2 protein-coding genes and 1 pseudogene are annotated in these 21,919 nt (G+C 74.5%); all 3 read left to right on the top strand.

Annotated features, from left to right (window positions below):
* Positions 1 to 5: 5 nt before the first annotated feature.
* A pseudogene (locus DEH69_RS33340) lies at positions 6 to 15,167 on the top strand (type I polyketide synthase); the annotation flags it as partial.
* A 150-nt stretch (positions 15,168 to 15,317) separates the two neighbouring features.
* Positions 15,318 to 19,910: a type I polyketide synthase gene (locus DEH69_RS33335; protein ID WP_369008259.1), complete on the top strand. Its 4,593-nt coding sequence runs from the start codon at positions 15,318 to 15,320 to the stop codon at positions 19,908 to 19,910.
* A 37-nt stretch (positions 19,911 to 19,947) separates the two neighbouring features.
* Positions 19,948 to 21,919, top strand: a 1,972-nt coding sequence (locus DEH69_RS05115; RefSeq protein WP_113685683.1) for a type I polyketide synthase, incomplete at its 3' end; no start/stop codon positions are given.

Genomic DNA, 21,919 nt, shown 5'->3' with positions numbered 1-21,919 from the left:
TGCCGTTGCGGGAGCGTCTGTTGTCGGATCTTGCGCCTGTGGTGCCGCGTTCGGGCAGTGTTCCGTTCTATTCGACGGTGACGGGTGGGTTGCTGGACACGGTGGCGTTGGACACGGGGTATTGGTATCGGAATATGCGGGAGCCGGTGGAGTTCGAGGCTGCCACCCGTGCTCTGGCCGAGGATGGCCACACGCTGTTTATTGAGGTGTCGGCGCATCCGCTGCTCGGGTCGGCGGTCGAGGCGACGGTCGATGAGGCTGTGACCATCGGTACGCTGCGCCGTGATGAGGGCGGGGTCCGCCGTCTGCTGCTCTCGCTCGGGGAGGCGTATGCCCATGGCGTGCCCGTGCGCTGGGGCCTTGAGGGTGGCCATGTCGACCTGCCGACCTACCCCTTCCAACGCCAGCGCTACTGGCTCGACGTCGAGCCCGCCCTGGACACCGAGTTCTGGCAGGCCATCGACAACGGCGAACTCGCCCTGGACGACGACGCGTTGCGCGCGCTCACCAGCTGGCGCGAGGCCCGCAGGAACGCCTCGGTCGCCGACTCCTGGCGCTACCGGATCACCTGGAAGCCCGTCGCCACCGCCCCCTCCGAGCTGACCGGCACCTGGCTCGTCGTCACCGCCCCCGGCGTCGACAACCCCCTGCCCGGCGCGCTCACCCTGGAGCTCGACCCCGCCGACGCCGACCGCGCCGTCCTCGCCGCCCGGCTCACCGAGGCCGCCGATGGCCACGCCCTCACCGGCGTGCTGTCCCTGGCCGGGGCCGACGAACGCCCGCTGCCAGGCCACCGGTCCCTCACCCACGGCCTTGCCCACACCGTCGCGCTCGTCCAGGCACTCGGCGACGCCGGGTTCACCACCCCCCTGTGGGTGGCGACGCGCGGCGCCGTCAGCGTGGACGGCGAACGCCCCGCCAGCCCGACCCAGGCACAGCTATGGGGACTTGGCCGGGTCGCCGCCCAGGAGCAGCCCGAGCTGTGGGGCGGTCTTGTCGACCTCCCCGAGACCCTGGACGAACGCGCCCTCGCCCGCCTCGCCACCGCCATCTCCGGTGGCCTCGGCGACGAGGACCAGGTGGCCATCCGCCTCGACGGCGTGTACGCGCGGCGCTTCACCCGCGCCGCCGCCCGCCGCACCCGCGACTGGGCCCCCTCGGGCACCGTCCTGGTCACCGGCGGCACCGGCGCGGTCGGCAGCCGCATCGGCCGCTGGCTCGCCGAGAACGGCGCCTCCCATGTCGTCCTCACCAGCCGCCGCGGCGAGAACGCGCCAGGCGCCACCGAACTCGCCGACGACATCCGCGCGTTGGGCGCCGAGGCCACCATCGCCGCCTGTGACGCCGCCGACCGCGACGCCCTCGCCGCGCTCCTGGCCGGGCTGACCGACCTCACCGCCGTCATCCACGCCGCGGTCGTCCTCGACGACGGTGTGTTCGACGTCATGGACCCCGCCCGCCTCGACCGCGTCCTCGCCCCCAAGGCCGAGGCCGCCAGGCACCTGGACGAGCTGACCCGCGACCGCGACCTGGACGCGTTTGTGCTCTTCTCCTCAGCCGCTGGCACCCTCGGCAACGGCGGCCAGGCCAACTACGCCGCCGCCAACGCCCACTTGGACGCCCTCGCCGAGCAGCGCCGCGCCGACGGGCTCACCGCCACCTCCGTCGCCTGGGGCCCCTGGGGCGGCGGCGGCCCGGCCGACGGCGCCGTGGGGGAGCGCCTTGAGCAGCAGGGCGTCCCCGCCATGAACCCCGACCTGGCGATCTCCGCCCTCCGTCAGGCGATCGAGGCCGACGACACCTTCGTCGCCGTCGCCGACATCCGCTGGGAGACGTTCTACCCGAGCTTCGCCGCCGCCCGGCGCAGCGCCCTGCTCAGCGACCTCGCCGAGATCAGGTCCCTGCCCGAACCCACCTCGCTGGAAGCCAGGCTCGCCGGACTCACCGAGGCCGAACGCGCCCGCGTCCTGCTCGACCTCGTGCGCGGCCAGGCCGCGGCCGTCCTCGGCTACGCGTCGGTCGACGCCGTCGAGCCGGGCCGCCCGTTCCGCGACCTGGGCTTCGACTCGCTCACCGCCGTCGAGATCCGCAACCGCCTCAGCTCCGCCACGGGTCTTCGGCTGCCCGCCACCCTCGTCTTCGACTACCCCACGCCCACCGCGCTCGCCGGATACCTGCGCGAGCTGATCGGCGGCTCCGCCGACCCCGCGACCGACGCCGCCGACGCTGCGGCCGCCCCCGCGGTCGCCGACGACGACCCGATCGCCATCGTCTCCCTCGGCTGCCGCTTCCCCGGCGGCATCGAGGCCCCCGAACAGCTGTGGGACCTGCTGGTCTCGGGTCGCGACGCCGTCGGCGGCTTCCCCGACGACCGCGGCTGGGACCTCGACGCCCTCTACGACGCCGACCCCGACGCCGCGGGCACCACCTACACCCGCGAGGGCGGGTTCCTCCGCGGCGCAACGGAGTTCGACTCCGAGTTCTTCGGCATCAGCCCCCGCGAGGCCCTGGCCATCGACCCCCAGCAGCGGCTCCTCCTCGAAGTCTGCTGGGAGGCCATCGAACGCGCGGGCATCGACCCGAGCACCCTGCGTGGCAGCCGCTCGGGCGTGTTCATCGGCAACACCGGCGAGACCTACAGCGGCCTGCTCGAACGCAACCCCGGCGACGCCGAGGGCTACCTCCTCACCGGCAACACCTCAAGCGTGCTGTCGGGCCGCGTCGCCTACACCCTGGGCCTCGAAGGCCCCGCCATGACCGTCGACACCGCCTGCTCCTCCTCTCTGCTCGCCCTCCACCTCGCCGCGCAGTCCCTGCGCCAGGGCGAGTGCACGCTGGCCCTCGCGGGCGGCGTCACCATCCTTTCCGGACCGGCCGGGCTCGTGGAGTTCAGCCGCCAGCGCGGCCTCGCCGAGGACGGCCGCTGCAAGGCGTTCGACGCGGACGCCGACGGCACCGGGTTCGCGGAGGGCGTCGGCATTGTCGTCGTCGAACGCCTCTCCGACGCCCGCCGCAACGGGCACCCCGTCCTCGCCCTGCTGCGCGGCTCCGCCGTCAACCAAGACGGCGCGTCCAACGGCCTCACCGCGCCCAACGGCCCGGCCCAACAGCGCGTCATCCGTGCCGCGTTGGCCAACGCCGGGCTGACCACCTCCGACATCGACGCTGTCGAGGCCCATGGCACGGGCACCCGTCTTGGCGACCCCATCGAGGCCCAGGCCCTCCTGGCCACCTACGGCCGCGACCGCGACCGCGAACGCCCGCTGTGGCTCGGTGCGTTGAAGTCCAACATTGGCCACACGCTCGCCGCCTCCGGCATCGCGGGCGTGATGAAGATGGTGCTCTCCCTCACGCACGGCCTGCTGCCGCGCACCCTCCATGTCAACGAGCCCACCCCGCACGTCGATTGGTCCGCGGGGGCGGTCGAGCTGCTGACCGAGGCCCGCCCCTGGGAGCCCGATGACCGCCCGCGCCGCGCCGGAGTGTCGTCGTTCGGCATCAGCGGCACCAACGCCCACGCCATCATCGAGGAGGCCCCGGCCGCCGAGCCGCCCGCCCCGCGCGGGCCGCTCCCGCTGCCCGTCCTGCCCGTGGTGCTCTCCGCGCGCGATGACGCGGCGCTGCGCGAACAGGCCCGCCAACTGCGGGAGTTGGACCATGAGCCGCTTGACCTCGCGTACTCCCTTGCCACGGGCCGCGCCGCCCTCGAGCACCGGGCCGTCGTGGTCGCGGGCCCGGGCCAGGACATCGCCGAAGGGCTCGACGCCATCGCCACCGGCGCCGAGTCGCCCGCCGTGGTGCGCGGCACCGTCCGCGCCACCGGCCCCCTGGCGTTCCTCTTCACCGGCCAGGGCAGCCAACGGCTGGGCATGGGCCGGGAGTTGTATGAGGCGTTCTCGGTGTACGCGGAGGCGTTCGACGCGGCCTGTGAGCGCTTTGAACTCCCGGTCAGGGAGGTGGTGTTCGGCGATGACGCCGAGGCGCTGGACCGGACCGAGTACGCCCAGGCCGCGCTGTTCGCGGTCGAGGTCGCTCTCTTCCGCCTGGTCGCATCCTGGGGGATCACACCCGACTTCCTCGCCGGTCACTCGATCGGCGAGATCGCCGCCGCCCATGTCGCCGGGGTGCTCTCCCTGGACGACGCGTGCACGCTGGTCGCCGCCCGCGGCCGCCTGATGGGCGCCCTGCCCGAGGGCGGCGCGATGGTCGCCGTCCAGGCCCCCGAGTCCGAGGTGGCCGCCCTGCTGACCGACGGGGTGGACATCGCCGCGGTCAACGGCCCCGACTCCGTGGTCCTCTCGGGCGACGAACAGGCCGTGGTCGAGCTGGCCCAGCGGTGGAAGCACAAGCGGCTCACGACCAGCCACGCGTTCCACTCCCACCGCATGGACCCCATGCTCGACGACTTCCGCACCGTCGCCGAAACCCTCACCTACAACCGCGCCCTCATCCCGATCGCGGGCCAGCCCGCCACGACCGACGCCGCGTACTGGGTCCGCCATGTCCGCGACGCCGTCCGCTTCCACGACGCCACCGAGTGGCTGGCCGCCCAAGGCGCCACCACCGCCCTGGAGATCGGCCCCGACGGCGTCCTGTCCGCCCTGGCCGACGGCATCCCCGCCCTCCGCAGGGACAGGCCCGAGACCGAGACCCTGATCGGCGCGCTCGCCACCCTCCACACCCGCGGCGTCACCCCCGACTGGGCCGCCCTCTTCCACGGCACCGGCGCCCGCCGCGTCGACCTGCCCACCTACCCCTTCCAGCGCCGCCGCTACTGGCCCGCCGCACCCGTCGACGACCAGCCCCTCACCGGCGACGTCATCGAGGCCCGCTTCTGGGAGGCCGTCGACCGCGAAGACCTCGAAGCGCTCGCCGAGACCCTCGACACCACCGACGAGCAGCTCAGCGGCGTACTGCCCGCCCTGTCATCCTGGCGCAGGAAGCGCCGCACCGAGTCGGTCCTCGACTCCTGGCGCTACCGCGTCACCTGGAAGCCCGCCACCGGCGTCACCTCGCCCGTCCTCACCGGCACCTGGCTGCTCGTCGGCGCCCAACACCCCGATGTCGAGGAGGCGTTGGCCCGCTGCGGCGCCACCGTCACCAGGGTTGACAGCCCCGAGGCCATCGTTTCCGCCGCCCTGCCCACGCCGCTGTCCGGCGTTCTCTCCCTCCTCGCCCTCGACCCCGACCCGCTGCCCGGCGGCTCCTATGTCCCCCACCCCGTCGCCGCCACCGCCGCCCTCGTGCGCGCCCTAGGCGCCGCGGGCATCGACGCGCCGCTGTGGGTCGCCACCCGCGGCGCCGTCGCCGCCACCCGCGCCGAGCGCGCGACCGACGCCGACCAGGCCGCCGTCTGGGGTCTCGGCCAGGTCATCGGCCTCGAACAGCCCCAGCGCTGGGGCGGGTTGATCGACCTGCCCACCGACCTCGACAGCCGCGCCGCCACCCGCCTCGGCGGAGTGCTCTCCGGCACCTCGGGCGAGGACCAGGTCGCCATCCGCCCCTCGGGTGTCTTCCTGCGCAGGCTCTCCCGCGCCCCCATCGGCGACGCGGCGCCCGCCCAGGACTGGCGCCCCACCGGCACCACCCTGGTCACCGGCGGCACCGGCGCCCTCGGCGCCCACACCGCCCGCTGGCTCGCCGCCCACGGCGCCGAACACCTGCTGCTCACCAGCCGCCGCGGCCTCGCCGCGCCCGGCGCGGCCGAGCTGCGCGACGAGCTGACCGCACTCGGCACCCGTGTCACCGTTGTCACCTGCGACGTCGCCGACCGCGACGCCCTCGCCGCGCTGCTTGAGATCCACCCCGTAGACGCCGTCTTCCACACCGCTGGCGTCCTCGACGACGGCGTGCTCGACGCGCTCACCACCGACAGGTTCGCCACGGTCTTCCGCGCCAAGGTCCGCTCAGCCCTCCACCTCGACGAGCTGACCCGCGACCGCGACCTGTCCGCGTTCGTCCTGTTCTCCTCCCTCGCCGGGATGATGGGCAACGCGGGACAGGGCAACTACGCCGCCGCCAACGCGTACTTGGACGCCCTCGCCGAGCGTCGCCGCGCCGAGGGCCTGCCCGCCACCTCCGTCGCCTGGGGCGCCTGGGACGGCGGCATGGCCGACGGCAGGGCCGCGGCCGAACGCGTCCGGCGCGGCGGCGTCCCCCTCATGGCGCCCGACCTCGCGATCGCCGCCCTCAAGCAGGCCCTCGACCACCAGGACACCGTCGTCGCCATCGCCGCCATGGACTGGGCCAAGACCCTGCCCGAGTTCAGCGCGGCCCGCCCCAACCCCCTGGTCGCCGGGCTCGCCCCCGCCGACCCCGCCCCCCAGGGCCCGAACGCCACCCAGGTCCCGAACGCCGCCCCGGCCACCGCCGAACCGGACCGCGCGGGCGCCCTCACCGAGCAGGAACTCCTCCACCTCGTCCGCACCCAGGTCGCCCTCGTCCTGGCCCATGGCGGCCCCGAATCCATCGACCCCGAACGCGCGTTCAACGACCTCGGCTTCGACTCGCTCACCGCCGTCGAGCTCCGCAACCGCCTCGGCGCCGCCACGGGGCGCACCCTGCCCGCCACCCTCGTCTTCGACCATCCGACCCCCAAGGCGCTCGCCGCGTTCCTCCGCGACACCGCCACCCCCCACGCCCAGGCCACCCCCGGCACCACCACCGCCACCGACGACGACCCCATCGCCATCGTCGGCATGGCCTGCCGCTTCCCCGGCGGCGTCGCCTCGCCCGATGACCTGTGGCGGCTCCTTCTCGACGGCACCGACACCACCAGCGGCTTCCCCGAGAACCGCGGCTGGGACGAGCTGGCCTCCGTCACCACCCGCGAGGGCGCCTTCCTGCACGACGCCGACCAGTTCGACCCGGCGTTCTTCGGGATCAGCCCCCGCGAGGCGGTCGCCATGGACCCCCAGCAGCGGCTCCTCCTCGAAACGGCGTGGGAGGCGTTCGAACGCACCGGGATCGACCCGGCCGCCCTGCGCGGCAGCGCGACCGGCGTCTTCGTCGGCACCAACGGCCAGGACTATGTGACGCTGCTTCAGCGCTCGACCGACGATGTCGGCGGCTTCCTCGGCACCGGCAACGCCGCCGCCGTCGTCTCGGGCCGCCTCGCCTACACCTTCGGCCTCGAAGGCCCCGCGGTCACCGTCGACACCGCCTGCTCCTCCTCCCTCGTCGCTCTCCACTGGGCCGCGCAGGCGCTGCGCCAGGGCGAGTGCTCCCTCGCCCTGGCGGGCGGCGTCACGGTGATGTCCAGCCCGGTCGCGTTCGTCGAGTTCAGCAAGCAGGGCGGCCTGGCCGCCGACGGCCGCTGCAAGGCGTTCGCCGCCGACGCTGACGGCACCGCGTGGGGCGAGGGCGTCGGCCTGCTCGTCGTCGAACGCCTCTCCGAGGCCCGCCGCAACGGCCACCCCGTCCTCGCCGTCCTGCGCGGCTCCGCCGTCAACTCCGACGGCGCGTCCAACGGCCTCACGGCCCCCAACGGCCCGTCCCAGCAGCGCGTCATCCGCGCCGCGCTCGACAGCGCCGGTCTCACCCCCGCCGACGTCGGCGCCGTCGAGGCGCATGGCACGGGAACGACCCTGGGCGACCCCATCGAGGCCCAGGCGCTGCTCGCCACCTATGGCCAGGACCGCGAACTCCCCTTGTGGCTTGGCTCGGTGAAGTCCAACATCGGCCACACCCAGGCCGCCGCTGGCGTCGCCGGGGTCATCAAGATGGTCATGGCCGTCCACCATGGCGTCCTGCCCCCCACCCTGCATGTCGACCAGCCGTCCCCGCACGTCGACTGGTCCACCGGGGCGGTCGAGCTGCTGACCGAGACCCGCGAGTGGGACACGCGGGGGCCGCGCCGGGCGGGCGTCTCGTCGTTCGGGATGAGCGGCACCAACGCCCACGCGATCATCGAGCAGGCCCCCGACGAGCCGATGCCCGAACTCACCGGCACCCCCGCCGAGTTCACCCTGCCGCTGCTTCCGGTCCCCGTCTCCGCGCGAAGCCGCGACGCCCTGCGCGCCCAGGCGGCGCGGCTGGCCGATTCGGGCCACGCCCCGCTCGACGTGGCCTACTCCGCGGCCACCACACGCTCCGCCCTCGACCACCGCGCGGTCGTGCTCGCCACCGACGCGGCCACCCTGCGCCACGGCCTGGCCACCGTCCTCGACGGCGGCGCCATCGTCGGCCAGGCCACGTCCACCCGGCGTCTGGCGTTGGTGTTCTCGGGGCAGGGGAGTCAGCGGCCCGGGATGGGGCGTGAACTCTACGATGCCTTCCCGGTGTTCGCGGACGCGTTCGACGCGGTGTGCGCGCGTCTTGACGCGCATCTGGAACTGCCGGTGCGGGAGGTGGTGTTCGGGGATGACGCCGAGATCTTGAACCGGACGGAGTTCGCGCAGGCCGGGCTGTTCGCGGTGGAGGTGGCGCTGTTCCGGCTGGTCGAGTCGTGGGGGATCAGGCCCGACTTCCTGGCGGGTCACTCGATCGGCGAGATCGCGGCGGCGCATGTCGCCGGGGTGTTGTCGCTGGATGACGCGTGTGCGCTGGTGGCGGCGCGTGGTCGTCTGATGGGTGCGCTGCCTGAGGGTGGTGCGATGGTGGCGGTGCAGGCGTCGGAGTCGGAGGTGCTGCCGCTGCTGACCGGCGGGGTGGATATCGCGGCGGTCAATGGCCCCGATTCCGTGGTGCTTTCGGGCGACGAGCAGGCCGTGGTGGCCCTGGCCGGGCGGTGGAAGCACAAGCGGCTCACGGTGAGCCATGCGTTCCACTCGCATCTGATGGACCCGATGCTGGACGCGTTCCGCGCGGTGGCCGAGACGTTGACCTACCACCCGGCCGGGCTGCCCATCGCGGGACAGCCGGAGAGTGTCGACGCCGAGTACTGGGTGCGGCATGTCCGCGAGGCCGTCCGCTTCCATGACGCCACCGAGCAGCTGCGCGCCGATGGCGTGGACACGTTCCTTGAGATCGGCCCCGACGGCGTGCTCTCCGCCCTGACCGACGGCATCCCCGCCCTCCGCAAGAACCGCCCCGACACCGAGGCGCTGCTCACCGCCCTGGCGACCCTCCATGTCCACGGCATCGATGTCGACTGGGAGGCGTTCTACGCGGGAACGGGCGCCCGCCGCGTCGCCCTGCCCACCTATGCCTTCCAACGCCAGCGATACTGGCCCGAGTTGGCGCCGATCGGAGACGACGCCGCGTTCTGGGAGGCCGCAGAGAGCGGCGACCTCGCCGACATCCTCGAGCCCGTGCTGCCCGCCCTCCACGACTGGCGCGAGCGCAGGCGGCACACGTCCGCGACGGACGCGTGGCGTTACCGCATCGACTGGACGCCGCTCGCCGAGACCCCCGCCCCGGCCCTCACCGGGCGCTGGCTGGTCCTCCGCCCCGAGCACCACACCGAGCTGGCCGACACGATCGTCGAGGGCCTGCGCGCCCGCGGCGCCGACCTGACCACCGACCCCGCCGCCCCGGGCGGCGACCTCACCGGCGTCCTCTCGCTGCTCGCCCTTGACACCACCCCCCTCGGCAGCGGCATCACCGCGGGCCTGGTCGCGACCGCCGCCGCCCTGCGCGACGCCGCCGACGCCCCCCTGTGGTGCGTGACCCGCGAGGCCGCCACCGCCGAGAACGCCGACCCCGCCCAGGCCGCCGTCTGGGGCCTCGGCCGCGTCGCCGCCCTCGAACAGCCCCAGCGCTGGGGCGGCTTGATCGACCTGCCCGCCGAGATCGGCGAGCCCGAGATCGACCGGCTCGCCGCCGCGCTCGGCCGCGCCGACGGCGAGGACCAGATAGCGATCCGCCCCGGCGGAACGTGGGCCCGCCGCATGGTCCGCGCCAAGTCCACCGAAACGGGGACGCGTTGGACCCCCACCGGCACCGTCCTCATCACGGGCGGCACCGGTGCCCTCGGCGCCCACACCGCCCGCTGGCTCGCGGGCTCGGGCGCCGAACACGTGGTGCTGACCAGCCGCAGGGGCGAGAACGCGCCGGGCGCGCCCGAACTCGCCGACGAGCTGCGCGCGTCGGGCGCCCGCGTCACCATCGCCGCGTGCGACGTCGCCGACCGCGAGGCACTTGCCGCCCTCCTCGGTGAACTCCCCGACCTGACCGCCGTGTTCCACACCGCGGGCGTCCTCGACGACGGCCTGGTCGAGGCGCTCACCCCCGAGCGCTTCGAGACCGTCTTCCACGCCAAGGTCCGCTCCGCGCTCAACCTCCACCAGCTCACCGAGGACCGCGACCTGGCGGCGTTCGTTCTGTTCTCCTCCACCGCGGGCGTCTTCGGCAGCTCGGGCCAGGGCAACTACGCCGCAGCCAACGCCTACCTCGACGCCCTCGCCCAGCTGCGCCGCGAGGCCGGACTGCCCGCCACCTCCGTGGCGTTCGGGCCGTGGGCCCAGGGCGGCATGGCCGAAGCCGTGGGCGCCAAGCTGCGCCGTGGCGGCGTCCGCGCCATGGCGCCCGAGCTCGCGATGACCGCGCTGCGGCGGGCCCTTGACCTGGACGACACGGCGGTCGCCGTCGTGGACATCGACTGGGAGCGGTTCGCCGCCGAGTTCGCCGCCACCCGCCCCGCCCGGCTGTTCGACGCCGTGCCCGAGGCCGCCGCGGCGACCGCCCCGGCCGACGCCACCGCCAGGCGCTTCGCCACCATGAACGCCGCGGAACGGGAACGCGCTCTCCTCGACCTCGTCCGCGCCCAGGTCGCCCTCGTCCTCGGCCACGACGGCTCCGGCGCCATCGCCCCCGACCGCGTCTTCAGCGACCTCGGCTTCGACTCGCTCACCGCCGTCGAGCTGCGCAACGCCCTCGCCGCGGCCACCGAACTGCGCCTGCCGACCACGCTGGTGTTCGACCACCCGACGCCCGGCGCGCTCGCCGCCCATCTGAACGCCGAGCTGGTCGGCGAGACCGCCGTCGCCACCACCGCTGGCCCCGGCCCGTTCACCGACGAGCCGATCGCCATCGTCGCCATGAGCTGCCGCTTCCCCGGTGGCGTCAGCAGTCCCGAGGAGCTGTGGCAGCTGCTCGCCTCAGGCGCCGACGCCGTCGGCCCGCTGCCCGAGGACCGCGGCTGGAACGTCACCTTCGACGCCGAGGGCGGCCGCGAGGGCACGATCGCCACCCGGGCGGGCGCGTTCCTCGACGCGGTCGGCGACTTCGACGCCGACTTCTTCGGGATCTCCCCGCGCGAGGCCCTGGCGCTCGACCCGCAGCAGCGGCTGCTCCTCGAGACCACATGGGAGGTCTTCGAACGCGCCGGGATCGACCCGGCCGCCCTGCGCGGCAGCGCGACCGGCGTGTTCATCGGCTCCAACGGCCAGGACTACGGAGCCGTGCTGATGAACGCCAAGGAGAGCACCGAGGGCTACGCGGGCACCGGCACCGCCGCGAGCGTCATCTCGGGCCGCCTCGCCTACACGTTCGCCCTCGAAGGGCCCGCCGTCACCGTCGACACCGCCTGCTCTTCCTCCCTTGTCGCCCTGCACCTGGCCGCCCAGGCGCTGCGCCAGGGCGAGTGTTCGATGGCGCTCGCCGGTGGCGTCACCGTGATGACCAGCCCGGCCGCGTTCATCGAGTTCTCCCGCCAGCGCGGCCTGGCCGAGGACGGCCGCTGCAAGGCGTTCGGCGCCGACGCGGACGGCACGGGCTGGGGCGAGGGCGTCGGCATGCTCATCGTCGAACGCCTCTCCGACGCCCGCCGCAACGGCCACCCCGTCCTGGCCGTGGTCCACGGCTCGGCCGTCAACCAGGACGGCGCCTCCAACGGCCTCACCGCCCCCAACGGCCCCTCGCAGCGGCGCGTCATCCGCGCCGCGCTCGACAGCGCCGGTCTCACCCCCGCCGATGTCGACGCCGTCGAGGCCCATGGCACGGGCACCCGTCTTGGCGACCCCATCGAGGCCCAGGCGCTCCTGGCCACCTATGGCCAGGACCGGCAACGGCCCTTGTGGCTGGGCTCGATCAAGTCCAACATCGGCCACACACAGGCCGCCGCCGGCGTCGCCGGGATCATCAAGATGGTCATGGCCATGCGCCATGGCGTCCTCCCGAAGACCCTGCACGCCGACGAGCCCACCCCGCACGTCGACTGGTCGGCTGGCGCGGTCGAGCTGCTGTCCGAATCCCGCGCGTGGGCATCCGAGGGGCCGCGCCGGGCGGGCGTGTCGTCGTTCGGCATGAGCGGCACCAACGCCCATGTCATCCTCGGCGAGGCCCCCGCACACCCGGCCGAGCCCGCGCCCGTCGAACGGCCCGCGCCGCCGCCGTTCGTCCCGCTCCCGCTGTCCGCCGCGAGCCCCAGGGCGCTCGCCGCCCAGGCCGCCGGGCTCCTGCACACCCTCGACGCCGACCTGGGCGACCTCGCCCACTCCCTCGCCACCACCCGCTCCACCCTGAGCCACCGCGCGGTCGTCCTCGCCCGGGACACCGAAGGCGCCAGGGAGGGCCTGGCCGCCCTCGCCGAGGGCCGCGGCGGGCCCCTCACGGGGGAGGCGACGGACGGCCGCCTGGCGTTCCTGTTCTCGGGGCAGGGCAGCCAACGGCTGGGCATGGGCCGGGAGTTGTATGAGGCGTTCCCGGTGTACGCGGAGGCGTTCGACGCGGCCTGTGAGCGCTTCGAACTCCCGGTCTGGGAGGTGGTGTTCGGCGATGACGCCGAGGCGCTGAACCGGACCGAGTACGCCCAGGCCGCGCTGTTCGCGGTCGAGGTCGCTCTCTTCCGCCTGGTCGCATCCTGGGGGATCACACCCGACTTCCTCGCCGGTCACTCGATCGGCGAGATCGCCGCCGCCCATGTCGCCGGGGTGCTCTCCCTGGACGACGCGTGCACGCTGGTCGCCGCCCGCGGCCGCCTGATGGGCGCCCTGCCCGAGGGCGGCGCGATGGTCGCCGTCCAGGCCCCCGAGTCCGAAGTGCTGCCGCTCCTTGTCGACGGAGTTGACCTGGCAGCGGTCAACGGCCCCGACTCGGCCGTCCTTTCCGGCGACGAGGACGCGGTGCTCGCCCTGGCCGCCCGGTGGAAGCACAAGCGGCTCACGGTCAGCCACGCGTTCCACTCGCACCTGATGGACCCGATGCTTGAGGACTTCCGCACGGTCGCCGAGTCGCTGACCTACCACCCGGCCCGGCTGCCCATCGCTGGCCAGCCGGAGAGGGTCGACGCCGACTACTGGGTGCGGCACGTCCGCGAGGCGGTCCGCTTCCACGACGCCGTCGAGGCGCTGCGCGGCCGGGGCGCCACCTCGTTCCTCGAGATCGGCCCCGACGGCGTGCTCTCCGCCATGGCCGAGGGAGTCCCCGCGCTGCGCAGGGACAGGCCCGAGCCCGAGGCGCTGCTCACCGCCGTCGCACGGCTCCACGTCACCGGCACCCCGGTTGACTGGGCCTCGCTCACCCCGGGCGCCCGGCGCGTCGAGCTGCCCACCTACCCGTTCCAGCGCACCCGCTACTGGCCCGAGCACACCGGCGCCGCCACCGACGACGACTCCCGCTTCTGGAACGCCGTCGACAACGGCGAACTCGCCCTCGACGACACCGCGTTGACCGCCGTCAACGCCTGGCGCGAGAAGCAGCGCCACGAGGCCGCCCACGAGGCGTGGCGCTACCGCGTCGAGTGGAAGCCATTCACCGGCAACTCCGCTGCGCTCCACGGCACCTGGCTCGTCATCGTCCCCACCACACCGCACCCCTGGACAACGCCGGTGCTCGAGACGCTGCCCGGCGCCCGCGCCGTCACCGCCGACCGCATCGGCGAGCTGACCGAGGGCCCCGCCGTCACCGGCGTGCTGTCGCTGCTGGCGCTCGGGCGCCACCACGACCCGCGCCACGCGAGCCTGGCCACAGCCGCCGCCCTGCGCGCCCTGGACGACGCGGGCGTCAACGCCCCCGTGTGGATCGCCACAAGCGGCGCCGTCGCCACCGGGCGCGCCGACCGCGTCACCGCCCCCGACGCCACGGCGGTCTGGGGCCTCGGCCGCGTCATCGGTCTCGAACTCCCCGACCGCTGGGGCGGGTTGATCGACCTGCCCGAGCAGCCCGACGAGCGGGCGGCGGCCCGCCTCGCCACCGCGCTCGGCGCCACGGGCGAGGACCAGCTCGCCGTCCGCGCCTCCGGGGTGTTTGTGCGCAGGCTGGCGCACCAGCCGCTCACCCGCGTCACCCGCCCGTGGACCCCGCGCGGCACCGTCCTGGTCACCGGAGGCACCGGCGCCCTGGGCAGGCGGGTCGCCCGCTGGCTGGCCGAGGCAGGGGCCGGGCACCTGGTGCTGGCCAGTCGCTCCGGCGGCGACGCCGAGGCCCTCTCCGCCGAACTCGGCACCCGGGTCACCGTCGCACGCTGCGACATCGCCGACCGCGACGCCGTCGCCGCCCTCGTCGAAGGGCTGCCCGAGCTGACCGCCGTCGTCCACGCCGCGGGCGCCGCCGACACCAGGCCGCTCGCGGAGAGCGACACGGCGGCCCTGGCCGGGACCATGGCTGCCAAGGTCCTGGGCGCCGCCCACCTCGACGAGCTGCTGGGGGAGCGGGAGTTGGACGCGTTCGTCCTGTTCTCCTCCATCGCGGGCGTGTGGGGCAGCGGCGGCCAGGGCGCCTATGCCGCCGCCAACGCCTACCTCGACGGCCTCGCCGAGCAACGCCGCGCCCGCGGCCTGAGGGCCACCTCCATCGCCTGGGGCCCCTGGGCCGAGGCAGGGATGGCGGCCACCGACGAGGCCGAGGACCTGCTGCGCCGCCGCGGCCTGCCCGCCCTCGCGCCCGACACCGCCGTCGCCGCGCTGCGCCGCGCCCTGGACGAGGACCAGACCTGCCTGACCGTCGCCGACGTCGACTGGGCGCGCTTCGCCCCGTCGTTCGCCGCCGCGCGGCCCAGGCCGCTGATCGCCGACCTCCCCGAGGTCCGCGAACTCGGCGACACCGACGGCGCGATGGACGGCACCGCACCCCAACTGGCCCGCGCGCTCGCGCCGTTGGCATCCGCCGAGCGCACCCGACGGCTGATCGAGCTCGTCCGCACCGAGGCCGCCGCCGTCCTCGGCCACCGCTCCACCGAGGCCGTCACCGCCACCCGCCCGCTGCGCGAGCTGGGCTTCGACTCCCTCACCGCCGTCGAGCTGCGGCAGCGGCTCCAGGCCGCCACAGGGCTGACCCTCCCGACCACCCTCGTCTTCGACCACCCGACCGCCGAGGCCCTTGCCACCCTGCTCGGCACCCAACTCCTCGGCGACGAGCCCGAGTCGACCAGCCTGGCCACCGCTTCCCACACCGCGACCGGGGCCGCACAGGCCGACGACCCGATCGTCATCGTCGGCATGAGCTGCCGCTTCCCCGGCGGCGTCCGCTCGCCCGAGGACCTGTGGCGCCTCACCGCCGAAGGCACCGACGCCATCACCGGCTTCCCCGCCGACCGCGGCTGGGACCTGGCCACCCTCTACGACGCGGGCGCCGACGCCGCGGGCTCCTCGGTGACCGCCGAGGGCGGATTCCTGCACGACGCCGCCGAGTTCGACGCCGCGTTCTTCGGGATCAACCCCCGCGAGGCGCTGGCCATGGACCCCCAGCAGCGGCTCCTGCTCGAAGCCTCATGGGAGGCCCTGGAGAGCGCCGGGATCGACCCGACCAGCCTGCGCGGCAGCCAGACCGGCGTCTTCGTCGGCGCCTCCCCCTCCGGCTACGGCGTGGCGCCCGCCGACGCCCCCGACGGCACCGAGGGCTACTTCCTCACCGGAAGCGCCACCGCCGTCGCCTCGGGCCGCGTCTCCTACACCCTCGGCCTCGAAGGCCCCGCGGTCACCGTCGACACCGCCTGCTCCTCCTCCCTCGTCGCCCTCCACTACGCCGCCCAGTCCCTCGCCAGGGGCGAGTGCTCCCTGGCCCTGGTCGGCGGCGTGAGCGTCATGGCCAGCCCGGCCGTGTTCACCGAGTTCTCCCGCCAGCGCGGCCTGGCCGAGGACGGCCGCTGCAAGTCGTTCTCCGACCACGCGGACGGCACGGGCTGGGGCGAGGGCGTGGGCATCCTCCTCATCCAGCGCCTCTCCGACGCCCGCCGCGACGGCCACCGCGTCCTCGCGGTCGTCCGCGGCTCCGCCGTCAACTCCGACGGCGCGTCCAACGGCCTCACCGCGCCCAACGGCCCCGCCCAACAGCGCGTGATCCGCGCCGCGTTGGCCGACGCCGGGCTGACCACCTCCGACATCGACGCCGTCGAGGCCCACGGCACGGGAACGACCCTGGGCGACCCCATCGAGGCCCAGGCCCTCCTGGCCACCTACGGCCAGGACAGGGACGACCGACGGCCGCTGTGGCTGGGCTCGATCAAGTCCAACATCGGCCACACCCAGGCGGCCGCCGGCGTCGCCGGAATCATCAAGATGGTCATGGCCATGCGCCACGCCACCCTGCCCAAGACCCTCCACGCCGACGAGCCCACCACCCACGTCGACTGGTCGGCCGGAGCGGTCAAGCTGCTGACCGAGGCCCGCCCCTGGACCGCCGAAGGGCCACGCCGCGCCGCCGTCTCCGCGTTCGGCGTCAGCGGCACCAACGCCCACACCGTCCTCGAACAGGCCCCCGACGCCGAAGAGTTGACACCATCGCCCGAGCAGACGCCGCTCCCCGCCGTTCCGCTGCTGGTCTCAGGACACGGCGACGCCGCCCTCCGCGCCCAGGCCGCCCGCCTGCGCGCCCACCTCGCGGCCACCGACGGATGGAACCTCAACGACATCGCCTACTCCGCCGCCGCCACCCGCACCGCCCACGACCACCGCGCAGCCGTCATCGCCGCCGACCGCGACCAACTCCTGCGCGGTCTCGAAGCGATCGCCACCGGGCACACCCGCGCGGGCGTGATCACCGGCACCGCGCGGCGCGAGGGCCGCACCGCGTTCCTCTTCACCGGCCAGGGCAGCCAACGCCTGGGCATGGGCCGGGAGTTGTCCGAGGCCTTCCCGGTGTTCGCGGAGGCGTTCGACGCCTGCTGCGCCCACCTCGACACCGCGCTCGACCGGCCGCTCGCCGAGGTCATCGCCGCCGACCCCGACGCCCTCACCACCACGGTCTACGCCCAGGCGGGGCTGTTCGCCTTCGAGGTCGCGCTGTTCCGGCTGCTCGAATCCCTCGGCGTCCACCCGGACTTCGTCGCCGGACACTCCATCGGCGAGATCGCCGCCGCCCATGTCGCCGGGGTCATGTCCCTCGAAGACGCCTGCACCCTGGTCGCCGCCCGGGGCCGACTCATGCAGGCCCTGCCACCGGGCGGAGCCATGGTCGCCGTCCAGGCCCCCGAGTCCGAGGTGCTGCCGCTCCTCGTCGACGGGGTTGACCTGGCAGCGGTCAACGGCCCCGACGCCGTCGTCCTCTCCGGCGACGAGGACGCCGTCCTCTCCCTCGCCCCGCTGTGGAAGCACAAGCGGCTCACCGTCAGCCACGCGTTCCACTCCCGCCACATGGAGCCCATGCTCGACCGATTCCGCGCGGTCGCCGAGACGTTGACCTACCACCCCGCACGCATCCCGGTCGCGGGAGCGCCCGAGACCGTGGACGCCACCCACTGGGTGCGGCACGTCCGCGACACGGTCCGATTCCACGACACCGTCGAGGAGTTGACCCAGGCAGGCGTCACCATGTTCGCCGAGCTCGGCCCCGACGCCGCCCTGTCCGCCACCGGAGGGTTCCTGCCGCTCCAGCGCCGCGACAGGCCCGAGGTCGAGACCCTGCTCACCGGCCTCGCCACGCTGCACGTGGGTGGCGTCCCCGTTGACTGGCGCCCTCTCACCCCCGGCCGCACCGCCACCCTGCCCACCTACGCCTTCCAGCGCGAACGCTTCTGGCTCACCCCCACCGCACCCGCGGCCGGAGCGGGAGCGCGCCCCGAGGACACAGGCTTCTGGGAGACCGTGGAGCGCGGCGACCTCGCCGCCCTCGCCGCCACCCTGGACATCGCCCCCGACGCGCCCCTGGCCACCGTCCTGCCCGCCCTGTCCACCTGGCACCGCAAGCGCGACGAGCACGCCACCGCCGACTCCTGGCGCTACCACGTCACGTGGAAGCCGCTCGGCGACACCACCGCACCCGCGCTCGCCGGGACCTGGCTCGTCATCGGCGAAGGCGAAGCCGCCGAAGCGGCCGCCGAAGCCCTCACGGGCCGCGGCGCCGACGTCGTCACCGTCGAACCAGGAGGCACCGACCGCGAAGCCCTCGCCCTGCGCCTGGGCAAGGAGGCCGAGGGCATCACCGCCCTCACCGGCGTCCTCTCCCTCCTGGCCCTCGACGCCACCCCCCACCCCGCGGGAAGCGTCGGCTTCGCCGAGAACGTCACCCTCGCCCAGGCCCTCGGTGACACCGGAGTCGACGCCCCGCTCTGGCTCGTCACCTCGGGCGCCGTCACCACCGGGCCAACCGACCGCGCCGTCCGCCCCGACCAGGCCCTCACCTGGGGCTTTGGACGCGTCGTCGGACTCGAGGCCCCCACCCGATTCGGCGGCCTCGCCGACCTCCCCGCCATCCCCGACCGGCGCGCCTGGGAACGCCTCGTCGCCGCCATCGCCGGACGCGAGGACGAGGTCGCCATCCGCGCGGGCGGCACGTTCGCCCGCCGCCTGGCCCACGCCCCGGGCGACGAGCCCCGCGGCCACTGGACCCCGCGCGGCACCGTCCTGGTCACCGGAGGTACCGGCGCCCTCGGCTCCCGCGTCGCCCGCTGGCTCCTCGACACCGGAGCCGACCACGTGGTCCTCACCTCCCGCCGCGGCATCGACGCCCCGGGCGCCCGCGCCCTGGCCGACGACCTCGGCCCCCGCGCCACCGTCACCGCGTGCGACATCGCCGACCGCGACGCCGTCGCCGCCCTCGTCGAAGGGCTGCCCGAGCTGACCGCCGTCGTCCACGCCGCGGGCGCGGCCGACACCAGGCCGCTCGCGGAGAGCGACACGGCGGCCCTGGCCGGCATCATCGCCGCCAAGGTCCTGGGCGCCGCCCACCTCCACGAGCTGCTGGGGGAGCGGGAGTTGGACGCGTTCGTCCTGTTCTCCTCCATCGCGGGCGTGTGGGGCAGCGGCGGCCAGGGCGCCTATGCCGCCGCCAACGCCTACCTCGACGCGCTCGCCGAGCAACGCCGCGCCCGCGGCCTGAGCGCCACCTCCATCGCCTGGGGCCCCTGGGCCGAAGGCGGCATGGCCGACGCCGGAGCCCACGAGCTGCGCCGCCGCGGCCTGCCCGCCCTCGACCCCCACCTGGCCGTCATCGCACTCGGCCGCGCCCTCGACCGCGGCGACACCACCGTCACCGTGGCCGACGTCGACTGGGACCTGTTCGCCCCCGCCTACACCGCGGCCAGGCCCAGGCCCCTCCTCGACGACGTCGCCCCGCCCACCCCGGCCACGGCCGAACCAGCCGCCGACGCGGACGACCTGCGCGCCCGCCTCGCCGCGCTCACCGAGGCGGACCGCGTGGGGACCCTCCTCGACCTGGTCCGCGGCGAGGCCGCCGCCGCCCTCGGCCACGACTCCGCCGACCGCGTCGAACCCACTCGCGGATTCATGGAGTTGGGCTTCGACTCCCTCACCGCCGTCGAGCTGCGCAACCGGCTCGGCGCCGCCACGGGGCTGCGCCTGCCGACCACGCTCGTCTTCGACCACCCCAGCCCCACGGCCCTGGCCCGCCACCTGACGACCGAGCTGACCCCGGGGACCACCCAGGACAGCGGAACGGGCGACGGCAGGGACATCGACCGGCTCGCGGCGGCCATGGCGGCGGCCACCGAGGACGAACGCGCCGAGACCGTCGCCCAGTTGCGGTCCCTCATCAACCGGTGGACCGGACAGAACGCCACGGACCGGAGCATCGCGGACGCCACGGCGGACGAGATCTTCGACATCATCCACGAAGAGTTCGGAAAGACACAGTGACGCTGACCAAGGCACGAGTGGAAACGGCGAGGCGGTCATGAACGAGGAGAAGCTGCTCGACCACCTCAAGTGGATGACCGTCGAGCTGCGCCAGGCCCGCCAGCGCGTCAGCGAGCTGGAGAACGCGGGCCCCGAGCCCATCGCCATCGTCGGCATGGCCTGCCGCTACCCCGGCGGCGTCGCCACGCCCGAGGACCTGTGGGACCTCGTCGCCCAAGGCCGCGACGCCATCGGCGACTTCCCCACCGACCGCGGCTGGGACCTCGACACCCTCTACGCCCCCGAGCCGGGCAAATCCGGCACCACCTACACCCGCGAGGGCGGATTCCTCCGCTCCGTCGCCGACTTCGACGCCGGATTCTTCGGCATCTCCCCGCGCGAGGCCCTGGCCATGGACCCGCAGCAGCGGCTCCTGCTCGAGACCTCGTGGGAGGCGTTCGAACGCGCGGGCATCGACCCCACAACGCTACGCGGCACCCAGACCGGCGTCTTCGTCGGCACCAACAACCAGGACTACCCCGCCCTGGTCATCGCCTCCGCCGACGAGCTCGACGGACACCTCGCCACCGGCAACGCCGCCAGCGTCATCTCGGGCCGCATCTCCTACACCTTCGGCCTCGAAGGCCCCGCGGCCACCGTCGACACCGCCTGCTCCTCCTCCCTCGTCGCCACCCACCTCGCCATTCAGGCACTCCGCAACGGCGAGTGCTCCATGGCGCTCGCGGGCGGCGCCACCGTCATGGCCAGCCCCGGCGCGTTCCTGGAGTTCTCCCGCCAGCGCGGCCTGGCCCCCGACGGCCGCTGCAAGCCCTTCGCCGCGGCGGCCGACGGCACGGGCTGGGGCGAGGGCGTGGGCGTCCTCGTCCTCGAACGCCTCTCCGACGCCCAGCGCAACGGGCACCGCGTCCTCGCGGTCGTCCGCGGCTCCGCCGTCAACCAGGACGGCGCGAGCAGCGGCCTGACCGCCCCCAACGGCCCGGCCCAACAGCGCGTCATCCGCGCCGCGTTGGCCAACGCCGGACTCGAACCCGCCGACATCGACGCCGTCGAGGCCCATGGCACGGGCACCCGCCTTGGCGACCCCATCGAGGCCCAGGCCCTCCTCGCCGCCTACGGCCAAGGCCGCGACCCCGAACGCCCGCTCTGGCTCGGCTCCATCAAGTCCAACATCGGCCACACCCAGTCCGCCTCCGGCGTCGCGGGCATCATCAAGATGGTCATGGCCATACGCCACGCCACCCTGCCCCGCACCCTCCACATCGACACCCCCACCCCCCACGTCGACTGGACCGACGGCAATGTCAACCTCCTGACCGACCCCAGGGCTTGGCCCGAGACCGGCGCCCCACGCCGCGCCGCCGTCTCCTCCTTCGGCATGAGCGGCACCAACGCCCACACCATCATCGAAGCCGCACCCGCCGAGGAGAACGCCCCCACCCCCACCACCGGCGGCGCCCCCCGCACCCTGCCCCTCACCCTCTCGGCCCGCACCGCCGACGCCCTGCGCGCCCAGGCCGCCCACCTGCTCGACCGCCTCGACCCCGACACCCAACTGGCCGACATCGCCTACTCGTTGGCCACCACCCGCGCGGCACTCGACCACCGCGCCGTCGTCCTCGCCCACGACACCGAGACCGCCAAGGGCGGCCTGCGCGCCCTCGCCGACGGCCGCTCCACCACCCGCGTCATCACCGGCGCCCCCACAACGGGCAAGCTCGCCTTCCTCTTCACCGGGCAGGGCAGCCAACGCCTCGGCATGGGACGGGAGTTGTACGAGGCGTACCCGACATACGCGAAGGCGTTCGACGCGGTGTCCGCCCGCTTCGAACTGCCGCCGCGCGACGTGGTGTTCGGCCAGGACGCCGACGCCCTGAACCGCACCGAGCACGCCCAGGCGGCGCTCTTCGCGGTCGAGGTGGCCCTGTTCCGGCTGGTCGAATCCTGGGGTGTCAGGCCCGACGTCCTTGCCGGTCACTCGATCGGCGAGATCGCCGCGGCCCATGTCGCCG

The organism is Streptomyces sp. PT12, assembly GCF_003311645.1.
Classification (GTDB): Bacteria; Actinomycetota; Actinomycetes; order Streptomycetales; family Streptomycetaceae; genus Streptomyces.
This window is presented reverse-complemented; position numbering and strand designations above follow the sequence as displayed.

Bases quoted from the DNA above. Each gene is read 5' to 3' on its own strand.
- DEH69_RS33335 (WP_369008259.1), top strand. From the start codon at position 15,318: ATGAGCTGCCGCTTCCCCGGCGGCGTCCGCTCGCCCGAGGACCTGTGG.